The following is a 21,510-nucleotide window of genomic DNA, read 5'->3' on the forward strand; positions in this document are numbered from 1 at the left end:
CTATGCCACCTTCTTTTCCAGGCCGGCGTCCCACTCACCCTTGCTCGCCAGCGCATTCATCCGCGCCCGGTGCGTGAAGGCGCGCTGGCCGGCCGCGACGTTCTCGGCCTTGCCCGACCACGCCTTTTGCGGCGCCGCCTGCAGCGCGCGGCCGTAGGAGAAGGTCAGTTTCCAGGGCAGGCCACCGATCCGGTTCATGGCATTGAGATGCGCGGTCGCATCCTCGTCGGATTGTCCGCCGGAGAGAAAGGCGATGCCGGGCACGGCCGCGGGAACGCAGCTCTTCAATAGCCGAATGGTCTTCTCCGCGACCTCTTCGACGGGCGATGGCTTTGCGCTTTTCTTGCCTGCGATCGCCATGTTGGGTTTCAGGATCATGCCCTCCAGCGCGACGCGCTGGACCCGCAATTCCTGGAATGTCTTGTTCAGGACGCGCTGGGTTACGTCGTAGCAGCGGTCGATGTCGTGATCGCCGTCCATCAACACTTCCGGCTCCACGATCGGCACGATCTGCGCCTGCTGGCACAGCGCGGCGTAACGGGCGAGCGCATGCGCGTTGACATGGATCGCGGTCATGGAGGGAATGTTCTGGCCGATGTCGATCACCGCCCGCCATTTGGCGAACCGTGCGCCGCGCTCGTAATATTTCTTCAGGCGCTCGGCGAGCTTGTCGAGCCCGGCCGTGATCAGTTCGCCGGGGCAGCCCGGCAGACCCTGGGTGCCCTCATCCACCTTGATGCCGGGGATGGCGCCGGACTGCTCGATCAGCTTGACCAGTGGCGTGCCGTCCTTGGCATTCTGCCAGATGGTTTCGTCATAGAGGATGACGCCCGAGACGTATTTGCTCATCGCCTCCTGCGAGCGAAACAGCATTTCCCGGTAGTCGCGGCGCGTCTCCTCGGTCGATTCGACGCTGATGGCGTCGAAGCGCTTCTTGATCGTGCCCGAGGATTCGTCGGCGGCGAGTACGCCCTTGCCTGGCGTGACCATGGCGAGGGCGACCTTGTTGAGGTCAGCGAGATTCATCGATCCGTTCTCCAGACACCTGCCTTGCAAACCAAAATAGGCGGTTCTCGGGCAATTGCCTAGAAAACGTTCGTCGCGGCCGGCAGCCTCCGCGGCGCGATGGCGCTGTCTCAGGCGACCTTCGGGTCAAGCTCGCCCTTGCTGTAGCGCTTGGCCATTTCGGCCGTGGTCAGCACCTTCTTGATCTTGCTGGCCTGGCCCGCGGTGTTGAATTCCTGCAGCCGCTGCTTGCACAGCTTGGTCATCGCTTCCATCGCCGGCTTGAGATATTTGCGCGGGTCGAACTCTTCCGGATTGTCCTTCAGAACCTTGCGGATCTGGCCGGTCATCGCCATGCGGTTGTCGGTGTCGATGTTGATCTTGCGCACGCCGTGCTTGATGCCGCGCTGGATCTCGGAAACCGGTACGCCCCAGGTCGGCTTCATCTTGCCGCCGTTGGCGTTGATGATTTCCTGCAGGTCCTGCGGCACCGAGGACGAACCATGCATCACCAGATGCGTGTTCGGCAGCTTGCGGTGGATCTCCTCGATCACGTTCATGGCGAGGATGTCGCCGTCGGGCTTGCGGGTGAACTTGTAGGCGCCGTGCGAGGTGCCCATTGCGATCGCCAGGGCGTCGACCTTGGTCTCCTGGACGAATTTTACCGCCTCGTCCGGGTTGGTCAGCAGCTGGTCGTGCGACAATTTACCCTCGGCGCCGTGGCCGTCTTCCTTGTCGCCCATGCCGGTTTCGAGCGAGCCGAGCACGCCGAGCTCGCCTTCCACCGAGATGCCGCCGAGATGGGCCATGCCGGTGACGGTCTTGGTGACGCCGACATTGTAATCCCAATCGCCGGGCGTCTTGCCGTCGGCTTTCAGCGAGCCGTCCATCATGACCGAGGTGAAGCCGGCCTGGATCGCGGTCATGCAGGTGTCGGGAGCATTGCCGTGATCGAGATGCACGCAGACCGGGATCTGCGGATAGATTTCGGTGACGGCGTCCATCATGTGCTTGAGCATGATGTCGTTGGCGTAGGAGCGCGCGCCGCGCGAGGCCTGGATGATGACGGGCGCATCGAGGCTGGAGGCGGCCTCCATGATGGCGAGTGCCTGCTCCATATTGTTGATGTTGAAGGCCGGCACGCCGTAATCATGCTCCGCCGCGTGGTCGAGCAGTTGACGCAACGTAATCCGAGCCATCCGAATTCTCCTTGTATTTACAGCGCCTAAGCGCTCGATCTGCTGTCAGTTGAAGGTACTAGCGAACTTTTAGAACTTCGACGCCGGGCAGGGGTTTCCCCTCCATCCATTCAAGAAACGCGCCGCCCGCGGTCGAAACATAGGAAAAATCGCCGGCCACGCCGGCCTGGTTCAGGGCCGCGACGGTGTCGCCGCCGCCCGCGACCGAGATCAGCTTTTTGGCCTTGGTGCGCTCGGCGGCGTGCCTGGCCGATACCATGGTGCCGCGGTCGAACGGCGTCATTTCGAAGGCGCCGAGCGGGCCGTTCCAGACCAGCGTTGCGGCGTCGTCGATCGCGGCGTGGATCCGCGCAATCGATTGCGGGCCGACGTCGAGGATCATGCCGTCGGCCGGAATGGCGTCGAGGCCATAGGCATGCGAGGGCGAATTGGCCGCGAAATGATAGGCGACTACGGCGTCGACGGGGAGGATGATGGCGCAGTTGGCGGCCTCGGCCTTTTCCATGATCCTCAGCGCGGTCGCAGCGAGATCCTTTTCCGCCAGCGATTTGCCGACGCCGACGCCCTGCGCGTGCAGGAAGGTGTTGGCCATGCCGCCGCCGATGACGAGCGCGTCGACCTTGCTGACGAGGTTTTCCAGAAGGTCGATCTTGGTGGAGACTTTGGCGCCGCCGATGATCGCGATGACGGGATGGGTTGGCGCTTCCAGCGCTTTGCCGAGCGCGTCGAGTTCGGCTTGCATGGTGCGGCCGGCATAGGCCGGCAGTTTGTGGCCGAGGCCCTCGGTCGAGGCGTGGGCGCGGTGTGCGGCTGAGAAGGCATCGTTGACCCAGATGTCGCCGAGTTTTGCCAATTCGCCGACAAAGGCCGGATCGTTCTTTTCTTCCTCTTTGTGAAAACGTGTGTTTTCCAGGCAGAGGACGTCGCCATCCTTCATCGCGGCAACCGCGTTCGCCGCGGCCTCGCCAATGCAGTCATCGGCAAAGCCGACCGGCTTCTTGATGACCTGCGCCAGCGCCGCCGCGACCGGCTTCAGCGACTCCTTGGCGTCGCGTCCCTTCGGCCTGCCGAAATGCGCCAGCAGGATGACCTTGCCACCCTTGCCGGAGATCTCGGTGATGGTGGGGGCGACGCGCTCGAGCCGGGTGGCGTCGGTGACGCGGCCATTGTCGGTGGGAACGTTGAGGTCGACGCGCAGCAGCACGCGCTTGCCCTTCACGTCGACGTCATCGAGGGTGCGGAATGATTTTGTCATTGGGGCTGTCTCTTGTCCCGGGCGCACTGCGGCGCGAAGCGCCGCTGTGCAGAACCGGGACCTATGGTGGGGCTGGTCGCGGTATGGGTCCCGGCTCTGCGGAGCAGCGTGAAGACACGCTGCGCCGCGTCCGGGACACGAGACGTAAGCTTACAGCAGCTTCCCCATCGCCACGGCGGTGTCGCCCATGCGGTTGGAGAAACCCCATTCATTGTCGTACCAGGACATTACCCGCACCAGCGTGCCGTTCTGCACCTTGGTCTGGTCCACATGGAAGGTGGACGAGTGCGGATCGTGGTTGAAGTCGATCGAGACGTTGGGCGCGGTGGTGTAGCCCAAAATGCCCTTCAGCTCCTGCTCGGAAGCGCGCTTCATCGCTTCGTTGATTTCCTTCACGTCGGTGGCGCGCTTGGCGACGATCTTGAGATCGACCACCGAGACGTTCGGGGTCGGCACGCGGATCGCGACGCCGTCGAGCTTGCCCTGAAGCTCGGGCAGCACCAGGCCGATCGCCTTGGCGGCACCGGTGGAGGTCGGGATCATCGACATCGCTGCCGCACGGCCGCGATAGAGGTCGCTGTGCAGGGTGTCGAGCGTCGGCTGGTCGCCGGTATAGGCGTGGATCGTGGTCATGAAGCCGGTTTCGATACCGACGGTGTCGTTCAGGACCTTGGCGATCGGGGCCAGGCAGTTGGTGGTGCAGGAACCGTTGGAGACCACGAGATGGTCGCGGGTCAGCTTGTCGTGGTTGACGCCGTAGACGATCGTGGCATCGGCCCCATCAGACGGCGCGGAAACCAGCACGCGCTTGGCGCCGGCGGTCAGGTGCGCAGTGGCCTTGGCCTTGGCGCTGAAGATGCCGGTGCATTCCATCGCGATGTCGACGCCGAGCTCCTTCCAGGGCAGCTTCGAGGGATCGCGCTCGGAGGAAACCTTGATCTTGCCGTTGCCGAGGTTGATCGAGTCGCCGTCGACGGTCACGGTGCCGGGGAAACGGCCATGCACGGAATCGAAACGCAGCAGATGGGCGTTGGTCTCGACCGGGCCGAGATCGTTGATCCCTACGACTTCGATATCCTTGCGGCCGGATTCCGCAATCGCCCGCAAGATATTGCGGCCGATGCGGCCAAATCCGTTGATCGCGACCCGGATTGCCATGCTCGTTTCTCCTTTAATAGCTGGTGTCACCCCCGTGGAGAGGTTCCACGGCGGTGCTTACGGCGGATCGCCCGGTTCTGCCGGGCGAGAACGGTCAAGATGAGCTTTTAGGTAGACCTTTTTGCCAACAAGCTCAACCGTCAGCAGCGCGCCGCCGAGTTGAAGTTCCTGCAATGGTTGCGCAGAGCACGGTCAGGAACTTCGATAAGCGGCACACCGAAGTTAACTGTCGTCTACTGCCCTTTTGTGTCCGAAGTTCGCAGGCCCGAAAATGGCGCGCGAACTTCGGAAACGGGCACCAGAGCGTTTTCGAGCGAAGTGGATACCGGTTCGCGTGAAGAAAACGCGTCAAAACAAGAATCTAGAGCCCCGGCTCTAGAGGCGCTTCAGGGCGGCGTTAACTACAGCCTCGGCAGTAATGCCGAAGTGCTTGTAAAGGTCCTTGGCGGGCGCGCTGGCGCCGAAGCCGTGCATGCCTATGAATTCACCATCCTGGCCGATCAGGGCGTCCCAGCCCCACCGCACCGCGGCCTCGATCGCGATCTTGACCGGCGCATTGCCGATGACAGCCTTCTGGCGGTCCGCCGGCTGCGCCAGCAGCAATTCGAGCGAAGGCACCGAAACCACCCGCGACGCGATGCCGCGTTCGGCCAACTGCTTCTGGGCGGCGACCGCGATCTCGACCTCGGAGCCTGAGGCGAACAGCGAGACCTTTGCCTCGCCTTGCGCGGCGACCAGTTCATAGGCGCCATGGCTGCAGGGATTGTCTGATGGGGCAGTGGTGCGCAATTGCGGCAGGTTCTGGCGGGTCAGCGCCAGCACCGTCGGGCCGTCGATGCGGTTGAGCGCGAGCTCCCAGCATTCGGCGACCTCGACGGCGTCACAGGGCCGGAACACGCGCATGTTGGGAATCGCGCGCAGCGCCGCCAGATGCTCGACCGGCTGATGCGTCGGTCCGTCTTCGCCAAGCCCGATCGAATCATGGGTCATGACATAGACGACGCCCGCGCCCATCAGCGCCGCGAGCCGCATCGCAGGACGCGCGTAATCGGTGAACACCAGGAAGGTGGCGCCATTGGGCGCAAAACCGCCATGCAGGAAGACGCCGTTCATGGCCGCGGCCATGCCGTGCTCGCGGATGCCGTAATGGATGAAGCGACCCTTCGGCGTCTTGGCTGAGAATGCCACAGCCGATTTCGCCTTGTTGTTGTTGGAGCCGGTCAGATCGGCCGAGCCGGCGAGGAATTCCATCGGCATTGCGCCGACGATCGCCTCGATCGCCGATTCCGAGGATTTCCGCGTCGCGACGTTCTGCGGCGTCTCGAGCAGCTTCTTCTTGTGGTCGCGCAGCGCCTTGGCGAGCGAGGCCGGGCGCTCATGGCGCAGCCGGCGCTCGAATTCGGCGCGCTTGCGCGGACCCAGTTCGCCGAAGACACTTTCCCATTCCTGGCGTGCGGCAGCGCCGCGGCTGCCGGCGGCGCGCCACGCCTTCAGGACGTCGTCGGGCACCGAGAACGGCTCGAGCGAGATGCCGAGCTTTTCCTTGGCGCCCTTCAGTTCTTCGGCGCCGAGCGCTTCGCCATGGGCTTTTGCGGTGCCGGCGCGGGTCGGCGCGCCGAAGCCGATCGTGGTTTTGCAGGCGATCAGCGACGGCTTGTTGGATTTCTGGGCGCGGGTGATGGCGGCGGCGATCGCCTTCGGATCATGGCCGTCGATCAGTTCGGCGGCCCAGCCGGCCGACTTGAAGCGCTTCACCTGATCGACCGAATCGGCGATCGAGGTCGGGCCGTCGATCGAAATGCCGTTGTCGTCATACAGCACGATCAGCTTGTTGAGCTTCCAGTGCCCGGCCATCGCGATCGCTTCCTGCGACACGCCTTCCATCAGGTCGCCGTCGGAGGCGAGCACATAGGTGTGATGGCCGACCACCTTCTTGCCGAACTCGGCGGCGAGCATCTTCTCCGCCAGCGCCATGCCGACCGAGGTCGCGATGCCCTGGCCGAGCGGACCGGTCGTGGTCTCGATGCCCTTGGTGTGGAAGTTCTCGGGGTGACCCGGCGTCAGCGATCCCAGCTGGCGGAAGTTCTTGATCTGGTCGAGCGTCATGTCCTTGTTGCCGGTCAGGTACAGCAACGCATACAGCAGCATCGAGCCGTGCCCGGCCGAGAGGACAAAACGGTCGCGGTCCGGCCACTTTGGCTCGGCGGCGTCGAATTTCAGGAACTGGGTGAACAGCACGGTCGCGATGTCGGCGGCGCCCATCGGCAGGCCAGGATGACCGGATTTAGCCTTCTCGACGGCATCCATGGCAAGGCCACGGATCGCATTGGCCATACGGGAATGATCGACCTGCGTCATGATGAAAATCCGCTTGAAATGAGGAGGTTGATGTCCGCCCGCCGGCGAACTGCAGTGATGGGGCTGCCCTTCGGCAGAAGGACTTAAGGGCTGGATAGCACCTCAATTCCCGGAGTCCAAGGCTCAGGAAACGCACTTCCGGTGCGAAAGGTTGCTTATCCGTATGATCCAAAAGAGCGGATACCGGGTTTCCACGGGACCGGCGCGAAGCTCGCCCGATCTACCGGTGCATAGCTTCGCGCGGGCGTTGCGCTGTCCTCGCTTGCCACGTAAATTTAGCGGCCTAACCGCTTGCCGAACCGCAGATTTTGCTGTGCGGCCGGCTTAACCGAAGGTGCGCGCTGTCTCTCATGAGCGATCGTCCCGCCAACGGGGCCGGCAACCCCGAGCTCGCCTTTGCCGACATCGACGCTGCAACAAGGCGGCTGATGGCGGCGCTGGATGCGCTGGAAGCTGCGGCCGAGCGGCGGCGCGATGCCGACCGTGACGAGAATGAACTTGCGAGCCGGATCCAGGCACTCGGCGCCGACCGCTCGCGCCTCGCCGACGAACTCGACGGCTCGCTAGTGAAGACCCGGCGGCTGGAGCGCACCAACCGCGAGATATCGGAAAAACTCGACGCCGCGATCGGCACCATCCGCGCCGTGCTGGACGCCGGAGAAAGCTCATGAGCCACATCAACGTCACCATCAACGGCCGGCAGTACCGCATGGCCTGCGAGGAAGGGCAGGAAGTGGCGTCTGCTCAAGCTCGCCGAGAGCCTGGAAACGCGCGTCGAATCGCTGCGCGGCAAGTTCGGCGAGATCGGCGATGCGCGGCTTACCGTGATGGCGGCGCTGACCGTGTGCGACGAACTGCTCGACGCCAACCATCGTATCCGTGCGCTCGAGGAAGAACTCGAAGCCTTGCGCAACGTGCGCGTCGCAGCCACCGATCGCGCTAGGACGACGCAGACCGCGGTCGCCAACGCGCTCAATGCCGCGGCCGACCGCATCGAAAAGACCACGCAGATGCTGAACCGCACCATCGGCGGCGGCGTCGCGATCGGTTGACTTCTTACCCTCCAGGGGAGGGTGGAAAGCGCGCGAAGTCCGTTGATGTCTTGGTATCGAGGCTTGCCCGTTGCTTAGTGCTGGCGGATTGGACCTTTAACGCCTACATTGGGTGGGCGAAGCTGCGTCGCGCGTCAGGAGCCATATATCCCCGGGGCCTTATCGATCCTTCAGGGAACTGTCCCTGGCCGGGTCCGTGGATCCGGTCATATGGTGCCCACCTACTTTCGTAGGGAACTCCGGGATCGAGCGCTTCAACGGCCACTGCGGCTTCGCACTTTGTTTCGGTTGATTTTTGCGTCGAGCTTTTACTCTACCGGCTTCACCACCCAGGCCCTGCAACTTTCGCTTCGTCCGTCTTCGCGGGCGATGTTCGGCGGAACAGAACGCTGCATGACGGCAAGTGCTTCGAAAGCAGACCTTCGCGCTGCCGCTTTGGCAAAGCGCGATGCATTGAGCGACGAGCAGCGCGCGGCTGCCGCGCAAGCCCTCGCCAAGCGCGGACTGCCGTTTGAGATCACGCCGGGCATGGTCGTGTCGGGTTATTCGCCAATCCGCAACGAGATCGACCCGGCCCCCTTGATGCGCAAGCTCGCGGAAGCAGGCGCGAAGCTGGCGCTGCCGGCGGTGATGGCGCGTGGCAAGTCGCTTGCCTTCCGTGCGTGGTCCGGGAACGATCGGCTGATGCTCGGGCCACTCGGCATTCCCGAGCCGTCACCGGCCGCCGCCGAGCTCATTCCCGACATCATGCTGGTGCCGCTGGCGGCGTTCGACGCCGCCGGGCACCGGATCGGCTACGGCGCCGGACATTACGATTTCACGCTGGAGCATTTGCGCAAGGCGAAAGCCATTATCGCCGTCGGCGCTGCGTTTGCCGTGCAGCAAATAAAGGCGGTTCCGGCGCAGCCGCACGACGTGGCGCTGGATTATGTGCTAACGGAAAAGAAAGTGTTCGATTTCCGGAGCTGAATTTTGCGCATCCTCTTCATCGGTGACGTCGTCGGCAAGACCGGCCGCACCGCTATTTCCGAGCATCTCCCCGGCATGGTCAGAGACTGGTCGCTCGATCTCGTCATCGTCAACGGCGAGAACGCGGCCGGCGGCTTCGGGATCACCGAGGCGATCTATCAGGATTTCCTCGACGCCGGTGCGGATGCGGTCACGCTCGGCAACCACGCCTGGAATCAGAAGGAGGCGCTGGTGTTCATCGAGCGCGCGCCGCGCCTGATCCGCCCCTTGAATTTTCCGCGCCATACGCCGGGCCGCGGCGCCGCGCTGATCGACACCAAGAACGGCAAGCGCGCGCTGGTCATCAACGCGATGGGCCGCGTCTTCATGGAGCCGCTCAACGATCCGTTCAACGCGGTCGGCAAGGAGCTCGACGCCTGTCCGCTGCGTGAAGCCGCCGACGCCATCGTGGTCGATTTCCACGGCGAGGCGACCAGCGAAAAACAGGGCATGGGATTTTTCTGCGACGGCCGCGCCAGCCTGGTGGTCGGCACCCATACCCATGTGCCCACCGCCGATCATCAGGTGCTGCCCGGCGGCACCGCCTATATGAGCGACGCCGGCATGACTGGCGATTACGATTCGATCATCGGCATGCAGAAGGAAGAGCCGCTGCACCGCTTCGTCACCGGCATTCCCTCCGGCCGATTCGAACCGGCGTTCGGTGTGGCGACACTAAGCGGCGTCGCGGTCGAAACCGACGATGCCACCGGGCTGGCGCTGCGAATAGCGCCGGTGCGGGCGGGCGGCAGGCTGGAGCCGGCGGTGCCGGGATTTTGGACTGGCCACTGAACCGGCTTACGAGAAGGTGTGATGCAAAGGTTTCTGGTTCTCCTGCTGGCGTTGCTGCTGTCGCAGCCGGCGTCCGCGCAAAAGCTCACCCAGCGCCCGGTATCGCAGGACCCGGTGTCGCTGCAAGACATGACCGGGCGGCTGGAGAAGTCCGCGACCAACACGGCGAAAGTCGCGCCGAAGGGCGCGGCAAGAGGATCGTCGGTGGACTTCTCCTGGGCTTCCAGTCCCGAGGAACACCGCGCGCTCGCCAAGCATGTGCTCGTGCTCGTCAGCGTGGTGACGCAGGACGCTGCCGAACTGCCGCTGCGCCGGGTCTACGTGAACATCGACGGCCGCGAAACCGAACTGGTCAGGTTGAGCAGCCAGCTCAGCGGCGTCCGGAAAGGCTCGAAGACCTATTCGATGCTCGGGCCTTATCGTGAGGACGGCTTCTACCTCGCGCCCGCCGGCACCATGATGGCGGACGGCTATCTGCAGGCCGATTTCGCGGTGCGGCGGAACGGCTTCAATCTCTACAAATTGCCGGGGACGCCACCGGATTTCATCAAGGCGGACAGCAATCCGATGCCGGCGCCCGATGCCCGCCCGGAAACGCCGGTGCTCAAGGCGATGCTGCTGCGCGAGTACAAGGGCTTCGAATTGCCCGCAGCCCTGCGCTAGCTGCGCGGCCCGCTGCATTGGCTACGCGCTTAGTAACGCGCCGGCACGTACATCTCCGGCGGGACCGGCCCGCGCTGGTAGTCCGGATGGCGCACGCGCGGCGGCAGGATGACGGGATCCTGCTGGACGTCGCTGTAGGGGATTTGTTCAAGCAGGTGGGCGATGCAGTTCAGCCGCGCCCTCTTCTTGTCGACGGCCTCGACCAGGTGCCACGGGGCTTCCGGAATATGGGTGCGCTCCAGCATCGCTTCCTTGGCCTTGATGTACTGCTCCCAGCGGCTGCGCGCTTCCACGTCCATCGGGCTCAGCTTCCACTGCTTCAGGGGATCGCGGATCCGCATGGTGAACCGCAGATGCTGCACCTCGTCGGTGATCGAGAACCAGTATTTGATCAGGATGATGCCGGAACGCACCAGCATGCGTTCGAATTCCGGCACCGAGCGGAAGAACTCCTCGACGTCGGCGTCGCTGCAAAAGCCCATCACGCGCTCGACGCCGGCGCGGTTGTACCAGCTGCGGTCGAACAGCACGATCTCGCCGCCGGCCGGCAGATGCGACACGTAGCGCTGGAAATACCATTGGGTGCGTTCGCGCTCGTTCGGCGCCGGCAGTGCGGCGACGCGGCAGACCCGCGGGTTCAGCCGCTGCGTGATGCGCTTGATGACGCCGCCCTTGCCGGCTGAATCGCGTCCCTCGAAGATGACAACCACTTTCAGCTTCTGGTGCTGCACCCAGCTCTGCAGTTTGACGAGTTCGCCCTGCAGGCGGAACAGTTCCTTGAAATAAAGCCGGCGGTCGACGGTTTTCTCGGCGGGATCCCCCTCGAATTCGTTGGTCAGCGCGTCGAGGAGGTCGTCGTCGATTTCCAGTTCCAGTTCCTCGTCGAAATTGTCCATCATTTCCGCGTGGATGCGGTCATGGATCGAGCCATTCAGTGGTTTTTGGGTCATCAGAATACTCCGCCCAGGGAAGCGCAAAAGGAAATGCACAGCATCACCGTTAGTTTCAAATGCGCATGTCAGTGGTGTGACAGCGCGCGCCGGGCAGGGCGTATTGACGTCTGTCGTTCAGGATTGCCGAAAGCCCATGCGGAAAGCGCCCCAATGGCGGCCGCGCACGTGGATGGGGGAGGAGAGGTCCTTCATCAGCACGAAATTGCCGCCGCCCATGTCGCGGCGGTAGGTCTGCAGCAGGAACGGTTTTGTGTTGTCAGCCACCTTCTTCACCGCGCGGTCGCTGAACAGGCGGCGGTTGCGGCAATTGGCGTTGTTCCAGACGGGGTCGGGCCCCTGCGGCAGGCGGTAGTTCGGATTGTGGGTCGGCAGATAGCCGCCCTTGGCCCAGGCGACGCAGAACACGATGCGCGGATCGCTCTTCTGGATCGGATCCTGGATGGAGGGCAGCACGCGGTCGGTGAAGGCGACATAGTCGGTCAGATATTGCTTCGGATCAGTCCCTGATATTTCGCGGTATTTCTCGTCCATCAACTGCTCGACGGTGATCTCGCCGCGCGCGACGGCGGCCTCAAACGCGTCGGAAATCTGCTTTGCGGTATCCATCACCACGCGGATCAACGGCGCATCCGCCGTCTCGACGCCGCTGTCGGCGATCAGCACGATCAGGCCTTCCGACAGTTCGAGCAGCTTCGCCACCCGGCCGTCGGCCTGCTTCAACTCGCTGGAAGACAAATCGACGCCTTGGGCAAGCTGGCTGAGTTCCTCGATCACGCGGTCGCAATGGCCGAGATTGGACGTCGCGGCCCTGGCGACGCCGTCGATCTCATAGCCTACGGACGCGATGCCCTGATGCACGCGCGCGATGATGCCGCTGATCTGCTGTGCGCCTTCACCAGCGCTCTTGGCGCGGAGCGAGGCGTCGCTGCTTTCGCCGATCAGGCTGCCGATCTGGCCGTCGAGATCGCGCATGGTCTCGGAAATCTGCTGCGTGGCCTGGCGCGTTCCTTCCGCCAGACTCTTCACTTCGTTCGCGACCACGGCAAAGCCGCGGCCGGCGGTTCCGGCGCGCGCCGCCTCGATCGTGGCATTGAGCGCCAAAAGGTTGGTCTGCTTCGCAATCGCCTCGATCGAGCCGGAGACTTTTGCAACCTGCGACAACGCCGATCCGACGGCGCTGAGCCGGGCCTCGATGCGGCCGACCGCTTCGACGAGTTCGGCGATGTGCTTGACGGCCGTATCCACCGCGCTGCGCGACTGAACGATCTCCCCGACGGCTGCGGACGTGGTCGATTGCACCGCCTGCGATGCATTGGCGATGTCGCGGTTGGCCGAGACCATCGTCTGGGCCGTCTTCTGCAAGTGGTGGAACCGGTCCGACTGGTTCGCGACGCGGCTTGCGACCTCCTGGACGTTGCCGGCGATGTCGGCAAGCTCCACGCCGAGCCCGCCGATGCGGTCGGCAAGCTGGTCAATGAGCCGTTCGGCCAGTGTCTGGTTGGAGTGAGTGTCCAGGACCGCACGCTGCACAAAGGACATGCTCGAGCTTTCTCCAGTCAGAGCCGATGATCGGCCCACCGCGGCGAGCGCATTCCAATTCCAAGTCTAGAACGCGATTCGCGCCTTGGCGTCTTGCCTGAGAGCGAACTGCTGGAGCGTTTTCGAGCGAAGCATGCCCTCGGACTTGATCCGTGGGTGGTTACCGGTTCGCGTCAAGAAAACGCGTCAATCAAGAATCTAAAGCCTGTAGGCCGTGCGGAAACCGCCCCAGTGCCGGCCCTTGACGCGGATCGGCACGTCGATCTCGCGCATCATCACGGTGTTGCCGTTGCCCATGTCGCGGGCGTAGCTCTGCACCAGGTAGGCGCGCTGGTTGCGGCCGGCGGCGAGGCCCGCGGGATCGTTGAAGATGCGGCGGTTGCGGCTGTTGGCGGTGTTCCAGGTGACGTCGCCGGGCCGCTGCGGGTGTGAGTAGATCTTGTTGTGAACCGGCAGGTAGCCGTTCTGGTCAATCATCGCGCAGAACGCCATGCGCTTGTCTTTGGCGAGGAAGGCTTCCTGGAACGGCGGCAGCGCGCGGTCCGCCCAGTCAAGGATCCTGGTGCGGTACTGCACCGGGTTGCTGCCTTGGATTTCGACATAGTTGGTGTCGAACATGTCTTCCATCGAGATCGCGCCGCTGGCGACGCCCTGCTCGAAAATCCTGGTCAGCGCCGCGCCTGCTTCCATGGCGCGGGTGACGAATTCGGTGTTCTCGTCGTGGATCGCCCACAATTTGTCTTCGATCGCCTCGCGCAAAGCGGCATCCGGCCGCTCGAACTGCGCCTGCGCGCCGGCCTTGGAACGCTCACTGACGCGAATTTTGCAGGCGCCGATATCCGGCAGCGTGGCGTCGAGGCTTTGGTTTGGCGCCAGCTTCTCCGCGTCGGGACCGCTGATCAGAATGCCGTCGATCGAAATCTCGTAGACCGGCGCCGTGATCAGGCCGCGCGGGGTCTGGATTTCGATCTGGAGGCTGCAAGGCAGCTTTTCCTGTTTGCGCTGGCCCTGGCGCTCGCTTTGACGCAGCAGCACCGCGCAGCGCGATTTGAGCTTCTGCGCAAAGGTGGTGACCGCGCGGCCGGCATTGGCGACGCTTTCGCCATGCGCTTCGGCTTGCTTGGTCGCAACGTCGATCTCGGTTGCGCTTTCGCCGACCGAGACGATGAAGCGCGAGGCGGAGGCGGCATTGTCGGACATTTCGCCGGTGGTCTGGCTTTGCTCGGCAACCGCGCCGTTGACGTTGTCGAACACCGGCCGGATCAATTCGATCGCCTGCGAAATCCGATGCACGGCGTCGACCGAGCCGGCGGCGTCGCGCTGCAGCGCTTCGATCTTCCTGGTGATTTCCTCGGTGGCGTTCTGGGTCTGCACCGCGAGCGCCTTCACCTCGGTGGCGACGACCGCAAAACCGCGTCCGGCTTCGCCGGCACGCGCGGCCTCGATGGTGGAATTGAGCGCCAGCAGTGTAGTTTGCCGCGCGATCTGCGCGATCAGATTGACGACATTGCCGATCGCCGCGGACGATTCGCGCAGCCGGTCCACATTGGCGCGGGCTTCGCGGGCGGCCTCGCTGGCCTGGTCGGCGAGTTTGCCGGCGTCGCGGACCTGCTCGCCGATGCCTTGGGCCGAATGGGTGAATTTGTCGGCCGCCTGCGAGAAGGTGGTCGCGGTGCTCTGGGCCGCGGTGGTGCGGCCGGTCAGCGCATCGGTGCGGTGGCGGATGGTGGTCAGCGTCGTTGCGGTGGCCTCGGCGCCGCCGGCGACCGAATGGGCCGCGCGCTCGAGCTGGCGGATCATGCCGCCGAGTTCGAGTTCCAGCAGTTCAAGGATATCCTTGGCCGAATCGCCTTCGGGCGCGGGCGCGTCGGTCGCAGCCACAACCGCCGGAACCTTAAGCTCGACGGCAGCCGCGGTCGCTTCCGGCTCTCGCTTTCGAAATAAACCGAACGCCATGAGGGCTCTTAAAAGTTGAGAATGTGGGGCGCATCCTCTCATCCGGGCATGAAGTCATGGTTAACAACTGCCTCATATTCCATCTTACGGGCACTACTTAAGTACCAGAACGGGCCTTGAATCTTTGATTTTGGCCGGTTGACGGCCTATAAGGCCGCGTTTTCATCCAATTCCGCTCACGAACGAATCCAAGAGACCCCGCATGGCCGGCCATTCCCAATTCAAGAACATCATGCACCGCAAGGGACGGCAGGATGCCCAGAAGTCGAAACTGTTCGGCAAGCTGGCGCGGGAAATCACCGTCGCGGCCAAGATGGGCCAGCCCGATCCGGCGATGAACGCCCGGCTGCGCGCGGCGATCATTTCCGCTCGCCAGGAAAACATGTCGAAGGATTCGATCGAGCGCGCCGTGAAGAAGGCGAGCGGCGGCGAGGGCGAAAACTATGACGAGATTCGCTACGAGGGCTATGGCCCCGGCGGCGTCGCCGTCATCGTCGAGGCGCTGACCGACAACCGCAACCGCGCGGCCTCCGATATCCGCTCCTACTTCACCAAGTCCGGCGGCAACCTCGGCGAAACCGGATCGGTTTCCTTCATGTTCGACCACACCGGCATCATCGAATACGACGCCAAGGTCGCGTCCGATGACGCGATGCTGGATGCCGCGATCGAAGCCGGCGCCGACGACGTGATTTCGAGCGGGAACGGCCACGAAATCTATGCCTCCAAGGAAACGTTTCGCGAGGTCGCTAAGGCGCTGGAAGCGAAATTCGGCGAGGCCCGCAAGGCGGCGCTGACCTGGAAGCCGCAGAACACGGTGCCGGTAGACGACGAGACCGGCGAGAAGCTGCTGAAGCTGATCGACCATTTGAACGAGCACGACGACGTGCAGAACGTCTACGCCAATTTCGAAGTCTCGGACGCGCTGATGGCGAAGATGGGCGGGTAGCCTCTCGATTGCCGCCCCATTCTCAACTGTCGTCGCCCGGCTTGACCGGGCGATCCAGTACGCCGCGGCCTTTCGGCCTTTTCACAACCACCTCTGGAATACTGGATCCCCGCTTTCGCGCGGATGACAACGCTGGTCTTGCCGACCTGGGCAGGGGATGACCGTTCTCTTTATGTTTCGTTCACGGTGCTCTGGCGTTATCACAGGCCATGACATCTCCTCCGATTCGCCAACCCGTCCGGATTATCGGTATCGACCCCGGCCTGCGCCGCACCGGCTGGGGCGTGATCGAGACCGAGGGCAACCGGCTGGTCTTCATCGGCTGCGGCTCGGTGGAGCCGCCGGACGATCAGCCGCTGGCGAGCCGGCTGCTCGCGATCCATGAAGGCCTCGCCGCCGTGCTCGGCGATTTCCGTCCCATGGAGGCCGCGGTCGAACAGACTTTTGTCAACAAGGACGGCGTTGCGACGCTGAAACTCGGCCAGGCGCGCGGCGTCGCCATGCTGGCGCCGGCGATGTTCGGCATATCGGTTGCCGAATACGCGCCCAACCAGGTCAAGAAGACGGTGGTCGGCGCCGGTCATGCCGACAAGAACCAGATCGCTGTCATGCTCAAGATCCTGCTGCCGAAGGCCGAGCCGAAATCCACCGACGCCGCCGACGCGCTGGCGATCGCGATCACGCACGCCCACCACCGCGCCAGCACGGCGCTGCGGCTGAAGGTGGCGGGCCTATGATCGGTAATTACGGCACAGTACTAAGTGAGGTGGGCGCGCTGTTCAGGCTCCCTCCCCCCTTGCGGGGGAGGGTTGGGGAGAGGGGTAAGCCCCGGGCTCTGGCCGAAGATGCACGACCGCGATGTATCAATGAGCTTTGCAGCGCGATCGATGATGAAGATTCTGCCTTTGCGATGCGTCAGGCATTCGAGCAAGCTGCACCCCTCTCCCTAACCCTCCCCCGCAAGGGGGGAGGGAACCCATCTGCCGGTGCGTCCCTCACCAATGCGGTCACGAGCGTCCAATCCGGATTGTGGCAATGATTGGTAAACTCAAAGGCCTGGTCGACTCCTACGGCGAGGACTACGTGATCCTCGACGTCGGCGGTGTCGGTTATCAGGTGCATTGCTCGTCGCGCACGCTGCAGGCGCTGCCCGCGCCCGGCGAGGCCGCGGTGCTTTCGATCGAAACTTATGTGCGCGAGGACCAGATCAAGCTGTTCGGTTTCCGCGGCGACATCGAGCGCGAATGGTTCCGCCTGCTGCAGACCGTGCAGGGCGTCGGCGCCAAGGTCGCGCTGGCGGTGCTCTCGACCTTGCCGCCGGCCGAGCTTGCGAACGCGATAGCGCTGCGCGACAAGGCCGCGGTGACGCGCACACCCGGCGTCGGGCCGAAAGTCGCCGAACGCATCGTCACCGAACTGAAGGACAAGGCGCCGGCCTTTGCCAACGTCGATCCGGCGCTGGTGCATCTCTCCGGCGCCATCGACAATGATCGCGCGCCGCGTCCGGTCACCGACGCGATCTCGGCGCTGGTCAATCTCGGTTACGGCCAGCCGCAGGCCGCAGCCGCCATTGCCTCCGCCTCGCGCAGCGCCGGCGAGAATGCGGAAACAGCGCAGCTGATCCGGTTGGGCCTGAAGGAACTCGCGAAGTGAGCGAACCGCGCTGGAGCATTACAAAATGATTACGTGTTATCTGCGTTACCAGCTCGATCCGGACAAGCTCGCCGATTTCGAGGCTTACGGTGCGATGTGGCTTGAGTTGCTGCCGCGGTTTGGCGGCATCCATCACGGCTACTTTCTGCCATCCGAAGGCGAGAGCGACGTCGCTTTGGCGATGTTCAGCTTTCCAAGCCTCGCGGCCTATGAACAGTATCGCAAGGATGCCAGCACCGATCCCGACTGCCAGAAGGCCGTCGCCTTTGCACAGCGGACGCGCTGCTTCATCCGTTATGAACGGTCGTTTTTCCGGCCATTGTTTCCGAAAACGGCCGCATGAACACGCCCTCCCGCAACGTCACGCGCGACTATTCGGCAGGCGCCGTTGCCGGGCGTTTCGCGCGCGCGATCGGCATCGTCCTGATTTTTTCGATTGCAGGACCGCTGACCTTTGCGGCGCTGATATCGCTGATCGTGGTCGGTTTCGGAACCGCGCTGCTGCAGATGTTTCTCGCGCTTCTCGAACTCGAAGCGCTGCGCACCATGGTCTCTGTCGCGATCGTGCTGCTCGCACTGGCAACGATGCTCGCGGCGTTTCTGCCATCGGTCGCGGCCGGCCTGGTATTCGCATTGGTTGCGGTCTATGGCGGCATCAACATGATCTGGATGGCGTGGCTCGCCGCGGCCATTGCCGTCGCCGGTTTCGTCGTATTCGGCACCTTCATGGTGCCCTCGGAATCATCGGCCGTGATCTTGCCGGACGTCCGGTCTGCACGACAGGCGCTGTCGCTGTCAGCGGTCCTCGCCGTGCTGGCGCTCATTCCGGCCAGCCTGTGCTGGTGGCTCGCGAAACCCCTGCATCGTGCTAGAATTGCCGCATGAACACGCCCTCCCGCATCGTCACCCCCGAGCGCCGCAGCGACGATGTCGGCGACACCGCGCTTCGTCCGCAATTGCTGTCCGAATTCGTCGGCCAGGCGCAGGCGCGCAAAAACCTTTCGATCTTCATCGAGGCGGCGCGCAAGCGCGGCGAGGCGTTGGATCACGTGCTGTTCGTCGGCCCTCCCGGTCTCGGCAAGACCACGCTGGCGCAGATCGTGGCGCGTGAACTCGGCGTCGGCTTTCGCGCCACTTCCGGTCCCGTCATCGCCAAGGCCGGCGACCTCGCAGCGCTGCTGACCAATCTCGAAGAGCGCGACGTCCTGTTCATCGACGAAATCCATCGCCTCAGCCCGGCGGTGGAAGAAGTGCTCTATCCCGCGATGGAGGACTTTCAGCTCGACCTCATCATCGGCGAGGGCCCGGCGGCGCGATCGGTAAAAATCGAGCTGGCAAAATTCACCCTCGTCGGCGCCACGACGCGCGCGGGCCTGCTCACCAATCCGCTGCGCGACCGCTTCGGCATTCCGGTGCGGCTGAATTTCTACACTGTCGAAGAGCTGGAGAAGATCGTCACCCGCGGTGCCCGCGTGCTCAACATCGGCATGACGCCTGACGGCGCCAACGAGATCGCGCGCCGCGCCCGCGGCACCCCGCGCATCGCCGGTCGGCTGCTGCGCCGGGTGCGGGATTTTGCGTCCGCCGCGGATGCCAGCTCCGTCGACCGCGCCATCGCCGACCACGCGCTGAGCGCGCTGGAAGTCGATGCCGCCGGCCTCGATGCGATGGACCGGCGCTATCTCTCGACGATCGCGCTGAACTACGGCGGCGGTCCGGTCGGCGTGGAAACCATGGCGGCGGCGCTGTCGGAGCCGCGCGATGCGATCGAGGACATCATCGAGCCGTTCCTGATCCAGTGCGGCTACCTGCAGCGCACCCCGCGCGGCCGGCTGTTGACCTCGCACGCCTTCAAGCATCTCGGCCTCGCCGAACCCGCCCGCGATCCGGCGCAGTTCGGCTTGTTCGGCGGCAGCGACAGCGACGACTAACGCGTTCGAACCGGATCGGCCTGATCACGCACTAACAGGAAACATCAACAAGTCGGCGGCGCGCGCATCGCGCGGGACCGGCTGTTTTTGCCGTGGAGTGCCAGATGAAATCGACCGAAGACGCCAAGGTGCTGGCCGTTGTCGCGGCGGCGCCGGAACTCGGCACGCCCGACGATACTGACGCCTTCCTCAACGCGATGCCGGTCGGCGAACTGGCCTCATTGTGGGCTGTGTTGCAGCGGCTGAGCAAGCGCGACCAGACCTCCGGCGCCTGGGCGGCCAAGCTCTATTTCGATCATCTGCCGCACCGCAAGCCGGATCGCGCGCTCGATCTTGCGCTTGAAGTGCTGCGCAGTGAATCCGACAAGCCGACCGTGATGCAACTCAATGAAAAGTTCATGATGTCGCTGATGTATGCCCACGGCGAAAGCGTGATCGACCGGATCGAGGCCGAGGCGAAGGATAACGCCCGGCTGCGCTGGCTGCTCGGCGGCATTCTGCTCGGTCCAAACAAGCCGTTGAAGCAACGGATCCAGGCGATCGCCGACCTCAAGGGTTGGAAGGCCGACGACATCGCGCGACGGACCCCCAAACAGCCGCTCGATTGCGAAGCCATGACGCTGCCGGAGCTGGCGCGCGCCTGGGTCGACCAACATTCGAAATCCGACTGCGACCGCGATGACAATTTCTTCGCGATGATGGATTATGAGAGCGAATTGCGTGGTGAGGATCCGGACGGGGCTATTGACCTGATCGTCGCGATCCTGGAGATCGAGACCAACCCGGCGCTGCTGTCGCTGCTCGCCGCCGGTCCGCTCGAGGATGTCATCAGCATGGAAACCATCGACCGCATCGAGCGCGAGGCGCAGGCCAGCGACCGTTTTCGAGATCTTTTGGGCGGCGTCTGGTACTATCGCGCCTCCGACGAATTGAGGGCGCGGCTCGATGCGCTGGTCGGAGAGAACAGGTGGTAACCTTAATGCAACTGCTGACGATCTGCACAAACGCTCCCCAATTCCGGCCCAATACCCGCCCATGTTTGCGATGCATCACGATTGACCAGCCATGATTTCACGCCGACATTTCTTTCGACTCTTTGGTGGATTGGGCGCCCTCGGCGTCACGACCACGGCCTACGGATTCTCCGAACCCGCGCTGCAGCTTCGCGTCACGCGCTACAACCTTGCGCCGCCGCAATGGCCCACCGATCTCAAGCTCAAGATCGCCGTCATCACCGATCTGCACGCCTGCGATCCCTGGATGTCGCTCGACCGCATCCAGGGAATCGTTGAACGAACCAACGCCCTGAAGGCCGATGTCATCGTCATGCTCGGCGATTACGTGGCCGGCCATCGCAAGGTAACGCGCTTCATACCGGCGAGCGAATGGGCACCAGTGCTGGCCGGCCTGAAGGCCCCGCTCGGCGTGCACGCCATTCTCGGCAATCACGACTGGTGGGAAGACAAGGAAGTGCAGCGCGAAGGCAAGGGCCACACCATCGCCCGCCGCGCGCTGGAAGCGTCCGGTATTCCGGTCTACGATAACGACGCCAGGCGCCTCACCAAGGACGGGCGTCCGTTCTGGCTGGCCGGCCTTGGCGATCAACTGGCCTATTTCCCGGCACGCCGTTTCAGGCCGGTGCGGCGGGTCGGCGTCGACGATCTCGGCGCCACGCTCGCGAAGGTCACCGATGACGCGCCGATCATTCTGCTGGCGCATGAGCCCGACATCGCCAAGCGTGTGCCGGAGCGGGTGTCACTGCAGCTCTCCGGTCATACCCATGGCGGTCAGGTGCGCTTGCTGGGCTGGTCGCCAGTCGCACCGTCGGGCCAGCGGCTCGCTTATGGCCACATCCGCATGAAGCACGACATCGTCGTATCCGGTGGCCTCGGCTGCAGCATCATGCCGTTCCGCATCGGCGTTCCCCCGGAGATCGTTCTGGTGACGCTGGGCGGGCAGGGCGCGGTGGTAGCGTAATCCGCCGCAGGCGTTACGCTTGCGCGGCAGGCGGATTTTGCGCAAAACGATGGCTTTCCAGG

General features: G+C 63.9%; 20 protein-coding genes, 1 other RNA gene and 1 pseudogene. 14 read left to right on the forward strand and 8 right to left on the reverse strand.

Annotated features, from left to right (window positions below):
• The 5 genes from ABIE49_RS26115 to tkt all read right to left on the reverse strand — a co-directional run bounded on the left by ABIE49_RS26115 (window position 1) and on the right by tkt (window position 6,975).
• Window positions 1-1,026 (reverse strand): class I fructose-bisphosphate aldolase, encoded by a 1,026-nt coding sequence (locus tag ABIE49_RS26115; RefSeq protein WP_192736875.1) that lies wholly within the window; start codon window positions 1,024-1,026, stop codon window positions 1-3.
• Between the two features lie 110 nt (window positions 1,027-1,136).
• Window positions 1,137-2,204, reverse strand: coding sequence for a class II fructose-bisphosphate aldolase (gene fba / locus ABIE49_RS26120; protein WP_192736874.1), 1,068 nt, complete (start codon window positions 2,202-2,204; stop codon window positions 1,137-1,139).
• 58 nt (window positions 2,205-2,262) lie between these two features.
• The gene (locus ABIE49_RS26125) at window positions 2,263-3,459 is read right to left on the reverse strand and encodes a phosphoglycerate kinase (protein WP_192736873.1); all 1,197 of its coding nucleotides are present in this window, start codon (window positions 3,457-3,459) and stop codon (window positions 2,263-2,265) included.
• Between the two features lie 150 nt (window positions 3,460-3,609).
• A complete protein-coding gene (gene gap / locus ABIE49_RS26130) occupies window positions 3,610-4,617 on the reverse strand; it encodes a type I glyceraldehyde-3-phosphate dehydrogenase (protein ID WP_192736872.1) in 1,008 nt (335 codons plus the stop codon).
• A 375-nt stretch (window positions 4,618-4,992) separates the two neighbouring features.
• Window positions 4,993-6,975 carry a transketolase gene (tkt, locus tag ABIE49_RS26135; RefSeq protein WP_192736871.1) on the reverse strand — a complete coding sequence of 661 codons (1,983 nt, stop codon included), beginning with the start codon at window positions 6,973-6,975 and terminating at the stop codon, window positions 4,993-4,995.
• 350 nt (window positions 6,976-7,325) lie between these two features.
• On the opposite strand from tkt, the gene ABIE49_RS26140 reads away from it, so the two are divergent.
• The 6 genes and pseudogenes from ABIE49_RS26140 (at window position 7,326) to ABIE49_RS26165 (ending at window position 10,490) form a co-directional block, all read left to right on the forward strand.
• On the forward strand, window positions 7,326-7,646 hold the full coding sequence (locus tag ABIE49_RS26140; protein WP_192736870.1) for a DUF4164 domain-containing protein: 321 nt from the start codon (window positions 7,326-7,328) through the stop codon (window positions 7,644-7,646).
• A pseudogene (locus ABIE49_RS26145) lies at window positions 7,643-8,027 on the forward strand (cell division protein ZapA). The gene ABIE49_RS26140 and the pseudogene ABIE49_RS26145 overlap by 4 nt, the downstream one beginning before the upstream one ends.
• A 116-nt stretch (window positions 8,028-8,143) precedes the next feature.
• Window positions 8,144-8,304, forward strand: a non-coding RNA gene (ssrS, locus tag ABIE49_RS26150) — 6S RNA.
• 116 nt (window positions 8,305-8,420) lie between these two features.
• Window positions 8,421-8,996: a 5-formyltetrahydrofolate cyclo-ligase gene (locus ABIE49_RS26155; RefSeq protein ID WP_192736868.1), complete on the forward strand. Its 576-nt coding sequence runs from the start codon at window positions 8,421-8,423 to the stop codon at window positions 8,994-8,996.
• A gap of 3 nt (window positions 8,997-8,999) precedes the next feature.
• Window positions 9,000-9,827: a TIGR00282 family metallophosphoesterase gene (locus tag ABIE49_RS26160; RefSeq protein ID WP_192736867.1), complete on the forward strand. Its 828-nt coding sequence runs from the start codon at window positions 9,000-9,002 to the stop codon at window positions 9,825-9,827.
• Between the two features lie 21 nt (window positions 9,828-9,848).
• Complete coding sequence (locus ABIE49_RS26165) at window positions 9,849-10,490, forward strand: hypothetical protein (RefSeq protein WP_192736866.1); 642 nt, start codon at window positions 9,849-9,851, stop codon at window positions 10,488-10,490.
• A gap of 29 nt (window positions 10,491-10,519) precedes the next feature.
• Here the strand turns inward: ABIE49_RS26165 and ppk2 are convergent, their stop codons facing one another.
• The 3 genes from ppk2 to ABIE49_RS26180 all read right to left on the reverse strand — a co-directional run bounded on the left by ppk2 (window position 10,520) and on the right by ABIE49_RS26180 (window position 14,938).
• On the reverse strand, window positions 10,520-11,440 hold the full coding sequence (gene ppk2 / locus ABIE49_RS26170; protein ID WP_192736865.1) for a polyphosphate kinase 2: 921 nt from the start codon (window positions 11,438-11,440) through the stop codon (window positions 10,520-10,522).
• Between the two features lie 117 nt (window positions 11,441-11,557).
• Window positions 11,558-12,982 carry a methyl-accepting chemotaxis protein gene (locus ABIE49_RS26175; protein ID WP_192736864.1) on the reverse strand — a complete coding sequence of 475 codons (1,425 nt, stop codon included), beginning with the start codon at window positions 12,980-12,982 and terminating at the stop codon, window positions 11,558-11,560.
• A 198-nt stretch (window positions 12,983-13,180) separates the two neighbouring features.
• The gene (locus ABIE49_RS26180) at window positions 13,181-14,938 is read right to left on the reverse strand and encodes a methyl-accepting chemotaxis protein (RefSeq protein WP_192736863.1); all 1,758 of its coding nucleotides are present in this window, start codon (window positions 14,936-14,938) and stop codon (window positions 13,181-13,183) included.
• Window positions 14,939-15,140: 202 nt separating this feature from the next.
• Between ABIE49_RS26180 and ABIE49_RS26185 the strand changes: the two genes are divergently transcribed.
• The 8 genes from ABIE49_RS26185 (at window position 15,141) to ABIE49_RS26220 (ending at window position 21,448) form a co-directional block, all read left to right on the forward strand.
• Entirely contained in the window at window positions 15,141-15,887 is a 747-nt protein-coding gene (locus tag ABIE49_RS26185) for a YebC/PmpR family DNA-binding transcriptional regulator (protein WP_192736862.1), read from the forward strand.
• 209 nt (window positions 15,888-16,096) lie between these two features.
• Window positions 16,097-16,624 carry a crossover junction endodeoxyribonuclease RuvC gene (gene ruvC / locus ABIE49_RS26190; protein WP_192736861.1) on the forward strand — a complete coding sequence of 176 codons (528 nt, stop codon included), beginning with the start codon at window positions 16,097-16,099 and terminating at the stop codon, window positions 16,622-16,624.
• Between the two features lie 298 nt (window positions 16,625-16,922).
• Entirely contained in the window at window positions 16,923-17,540 is a 618-nt protein-coding gene (gene ruvA, locus ABIE49_RS26195) for a Holliday junction branch migration protein RuvA (protein WP_192736860.1), read from the forward strand.
• Window positions 17,541-17,565: 25 nt separating this feature from the next.
• Window positions 17,566-17,883 (forward strand): NIPSNAP family protein, encoded by a 318-nt coding sequence (locus ABIE49_RS26200; RefSeq protein ID WP_192736859.1) that lies wholly within the window; start codon window positions 17,566-17,568, stop codon window positions 17,881-17,883.
• Complete coding sequence (locus ABIE49_RS26205) at window positions 17,880-18,425, forward strand: hypothetical protein (RefSeq protein ID WP_192736858.1); 546 nt, start codon at window positions 17,880-17,882, stop codon at window positions 18,423-18,425. The genes ABIE49_RS26200 and ABIE49_RS26205 overlap by 4 nt, the downstream gene beginning before the upstream one ends.
• The gene (gene ruvB / locus ABIE49_RS26210) at window positions 18,422-19,471 is read left to right on the forward strand and encodes a Holliday junction branch migration DNA helicase RuvB (protein WP_192736857.1); all 1,050 of its coding nucleotides are present in this window, start codon (window positions 18,422-18,424) and stop codon (window positions 19,469-19,471) included. Before ABIE49_RS26205 ends, ruvB begins: the two co-directional genes overlap by 4 nt.
• A gap of 104 nt (window positions 19,472-19,575) precedes the next feature.
• Window positions 19,576-20,445 carry a DUF6869 domain-containing protein gene (locus ABIE49_RS26215; protein WP_192736856.1) on the forward strand — a complete coding sequence of 290 codons (870 nt, stop codon included), beginning with the start codon at window positions 19,576-19,578 and terminating at the stop codon, window positions 20,443-20,445.
• 91 nt (window positions 20,446-20,536) lie between these two features.
• Window positions 20,537-21,448, forward strand: coding sequence for a metallophosphoesterase (locus tag ABIE49_RS26220; protein ID WP_192736855.1), 912 nt, complete (start codon window positions 20,537-20,539; stop codon window positions 21,446-21,448).
• Window positions 21,449-21,510: the final 62 nt, after the last annotated feature.

The sequence above is a fragment of the Bradyrhizobium sp. OAE829 genome (assembly GCF_040546575.1).
In the GTDB taxonomy this organism is placed as follows: Bacteria; Pseudomonadota; Alphaproteobacteria; order Rhizobiales; family Xanthobacteraceae; genus Bradyrhizobium.

Coding starts and splice junctions, on each gene's coding strand:
- ABIE49_RS26115 (WP_192736875.1), bottom strand. CDS start 1,026: ATGAATCTCGCTGACCTCAACAAGGTCGCCCTCGCCATGGTCACGCCA.
- fba (WP_192736874.1), bottom strand. CDS start 2,204: ATGGCTCGGATTACGTTGCGTCAACTGCTCGACCACGCGGCGGAGCAT.
- ABIE49_RS26220 (WP_192736855.1), top strand. CDS start 20,537: ATGATTTCACGCCGACATTTCTTTCGACTCTTTGGTGGATTGGGCGCC.
- ruvA (WP_192736860.1), top strand. CDS start 16,923: ATGATTGGTAAACTCAAAGGCCTGGTCGACTCCTACGGCGAGGACTAC.
- ABIE49_RS26215 (WP_192736856.1), top strand. CDS start 19,576: ATGAAATCGACCGAAGACGCCAAGGTGCTGGCCGTTGTCGCGGCGGCG.
- ABIE49_RS26180 (WP_192736863.1), bottom strand. CDS start 14,938: ATGGCGTTCGGTTTATTTCGAAAGCGAGAGCCGGAAGCGACCGCGGCT.
- tkt (WP_192736871.1), bottom strand. CDS start 6,975: ATGACGCAGGTCGATCATTCCCGTATGGCCAATGCGATCCGTGGCCTT.
- ABIE49_RS26205 (WP_192736858.1), top strand. CDS start 17,880: ATGAACACGCCCTCCCGCAACGTCACGCGCGACTATTCGGCAGGCGCC.
- ABIE49_RS26125 (WP_192736873.1), bottom strand. CDS start 3,459: ATGACAAAATCATTCCGCACCCTCGATGACGTCGACGTGAAGGGCAAG.
- ruvC (WP_192736861.1), top strand. CDS start 16,097: ATGACATCTCCTCCGATTCGCCAACCCGTCCGGATTATCGGTATCGAC.
- ABIE49_RS26175 (WP_192736864.1), bottom strand. CDS start 12,982: ATGTCCTTTGTGCAGCGTGCGGTCCTGGACACTCACTCCAACCAGACA.
- ruvB (WP_192736857.1), top strand. CDS start 18,422: ATGAACACGCCCTCCCGCATCGTCACCCCCGAGCGCCGCAGCGACGAT.
- ABIE49_RS26165 (WP_192736866.1), top strand. CDS start 9,849: ATGCAAAGGTTTCTGGTTCTCCTGCTGGCGTTGCTGCTGTCGCAGCCG.
- ABIE49_RS26155 (WP_192736868.1), top strand. CDS start 8,421: ATGACGGCAAGTGCTTCGAAAGCAGACCTTCGCGCTGCCGCTTTGGCA.
- ABIE49_RS26200 (WP_192736859.1), top strand. CDS start 17,566: ATGATTACGTGTTATCTGCGTTACCAGCTCGATCCGGACAAGCTCGCC.
- gap (WP_192736872.1), bottom strand. CDS start 4,617: ATGGCAATCCGGGTCGCGATCAACGGATTTGGCCGCATCGGCCGCAAT.
- ABIE49_RS26140 (WP_192736870.1), top strand. CDS start 7,326: ATGAGCGATCGTCCCGCCAACGGGGCCGGCAACCCCGAGCTCGCCTTT.
- ABIE49_RS26185 (WP_192736862.1), top strand. CDS start 15,141: ATGGCCGGCCATTCCCAATTCAAGAACATCATGCACCGCAAGGGACGG.
- ppk2 (WP_192736865.1), bottom strand. CDS start 11,440: ATGACCCAAAAACCACTGAATGGCTCGATCCATGACCGCATCCACGCG.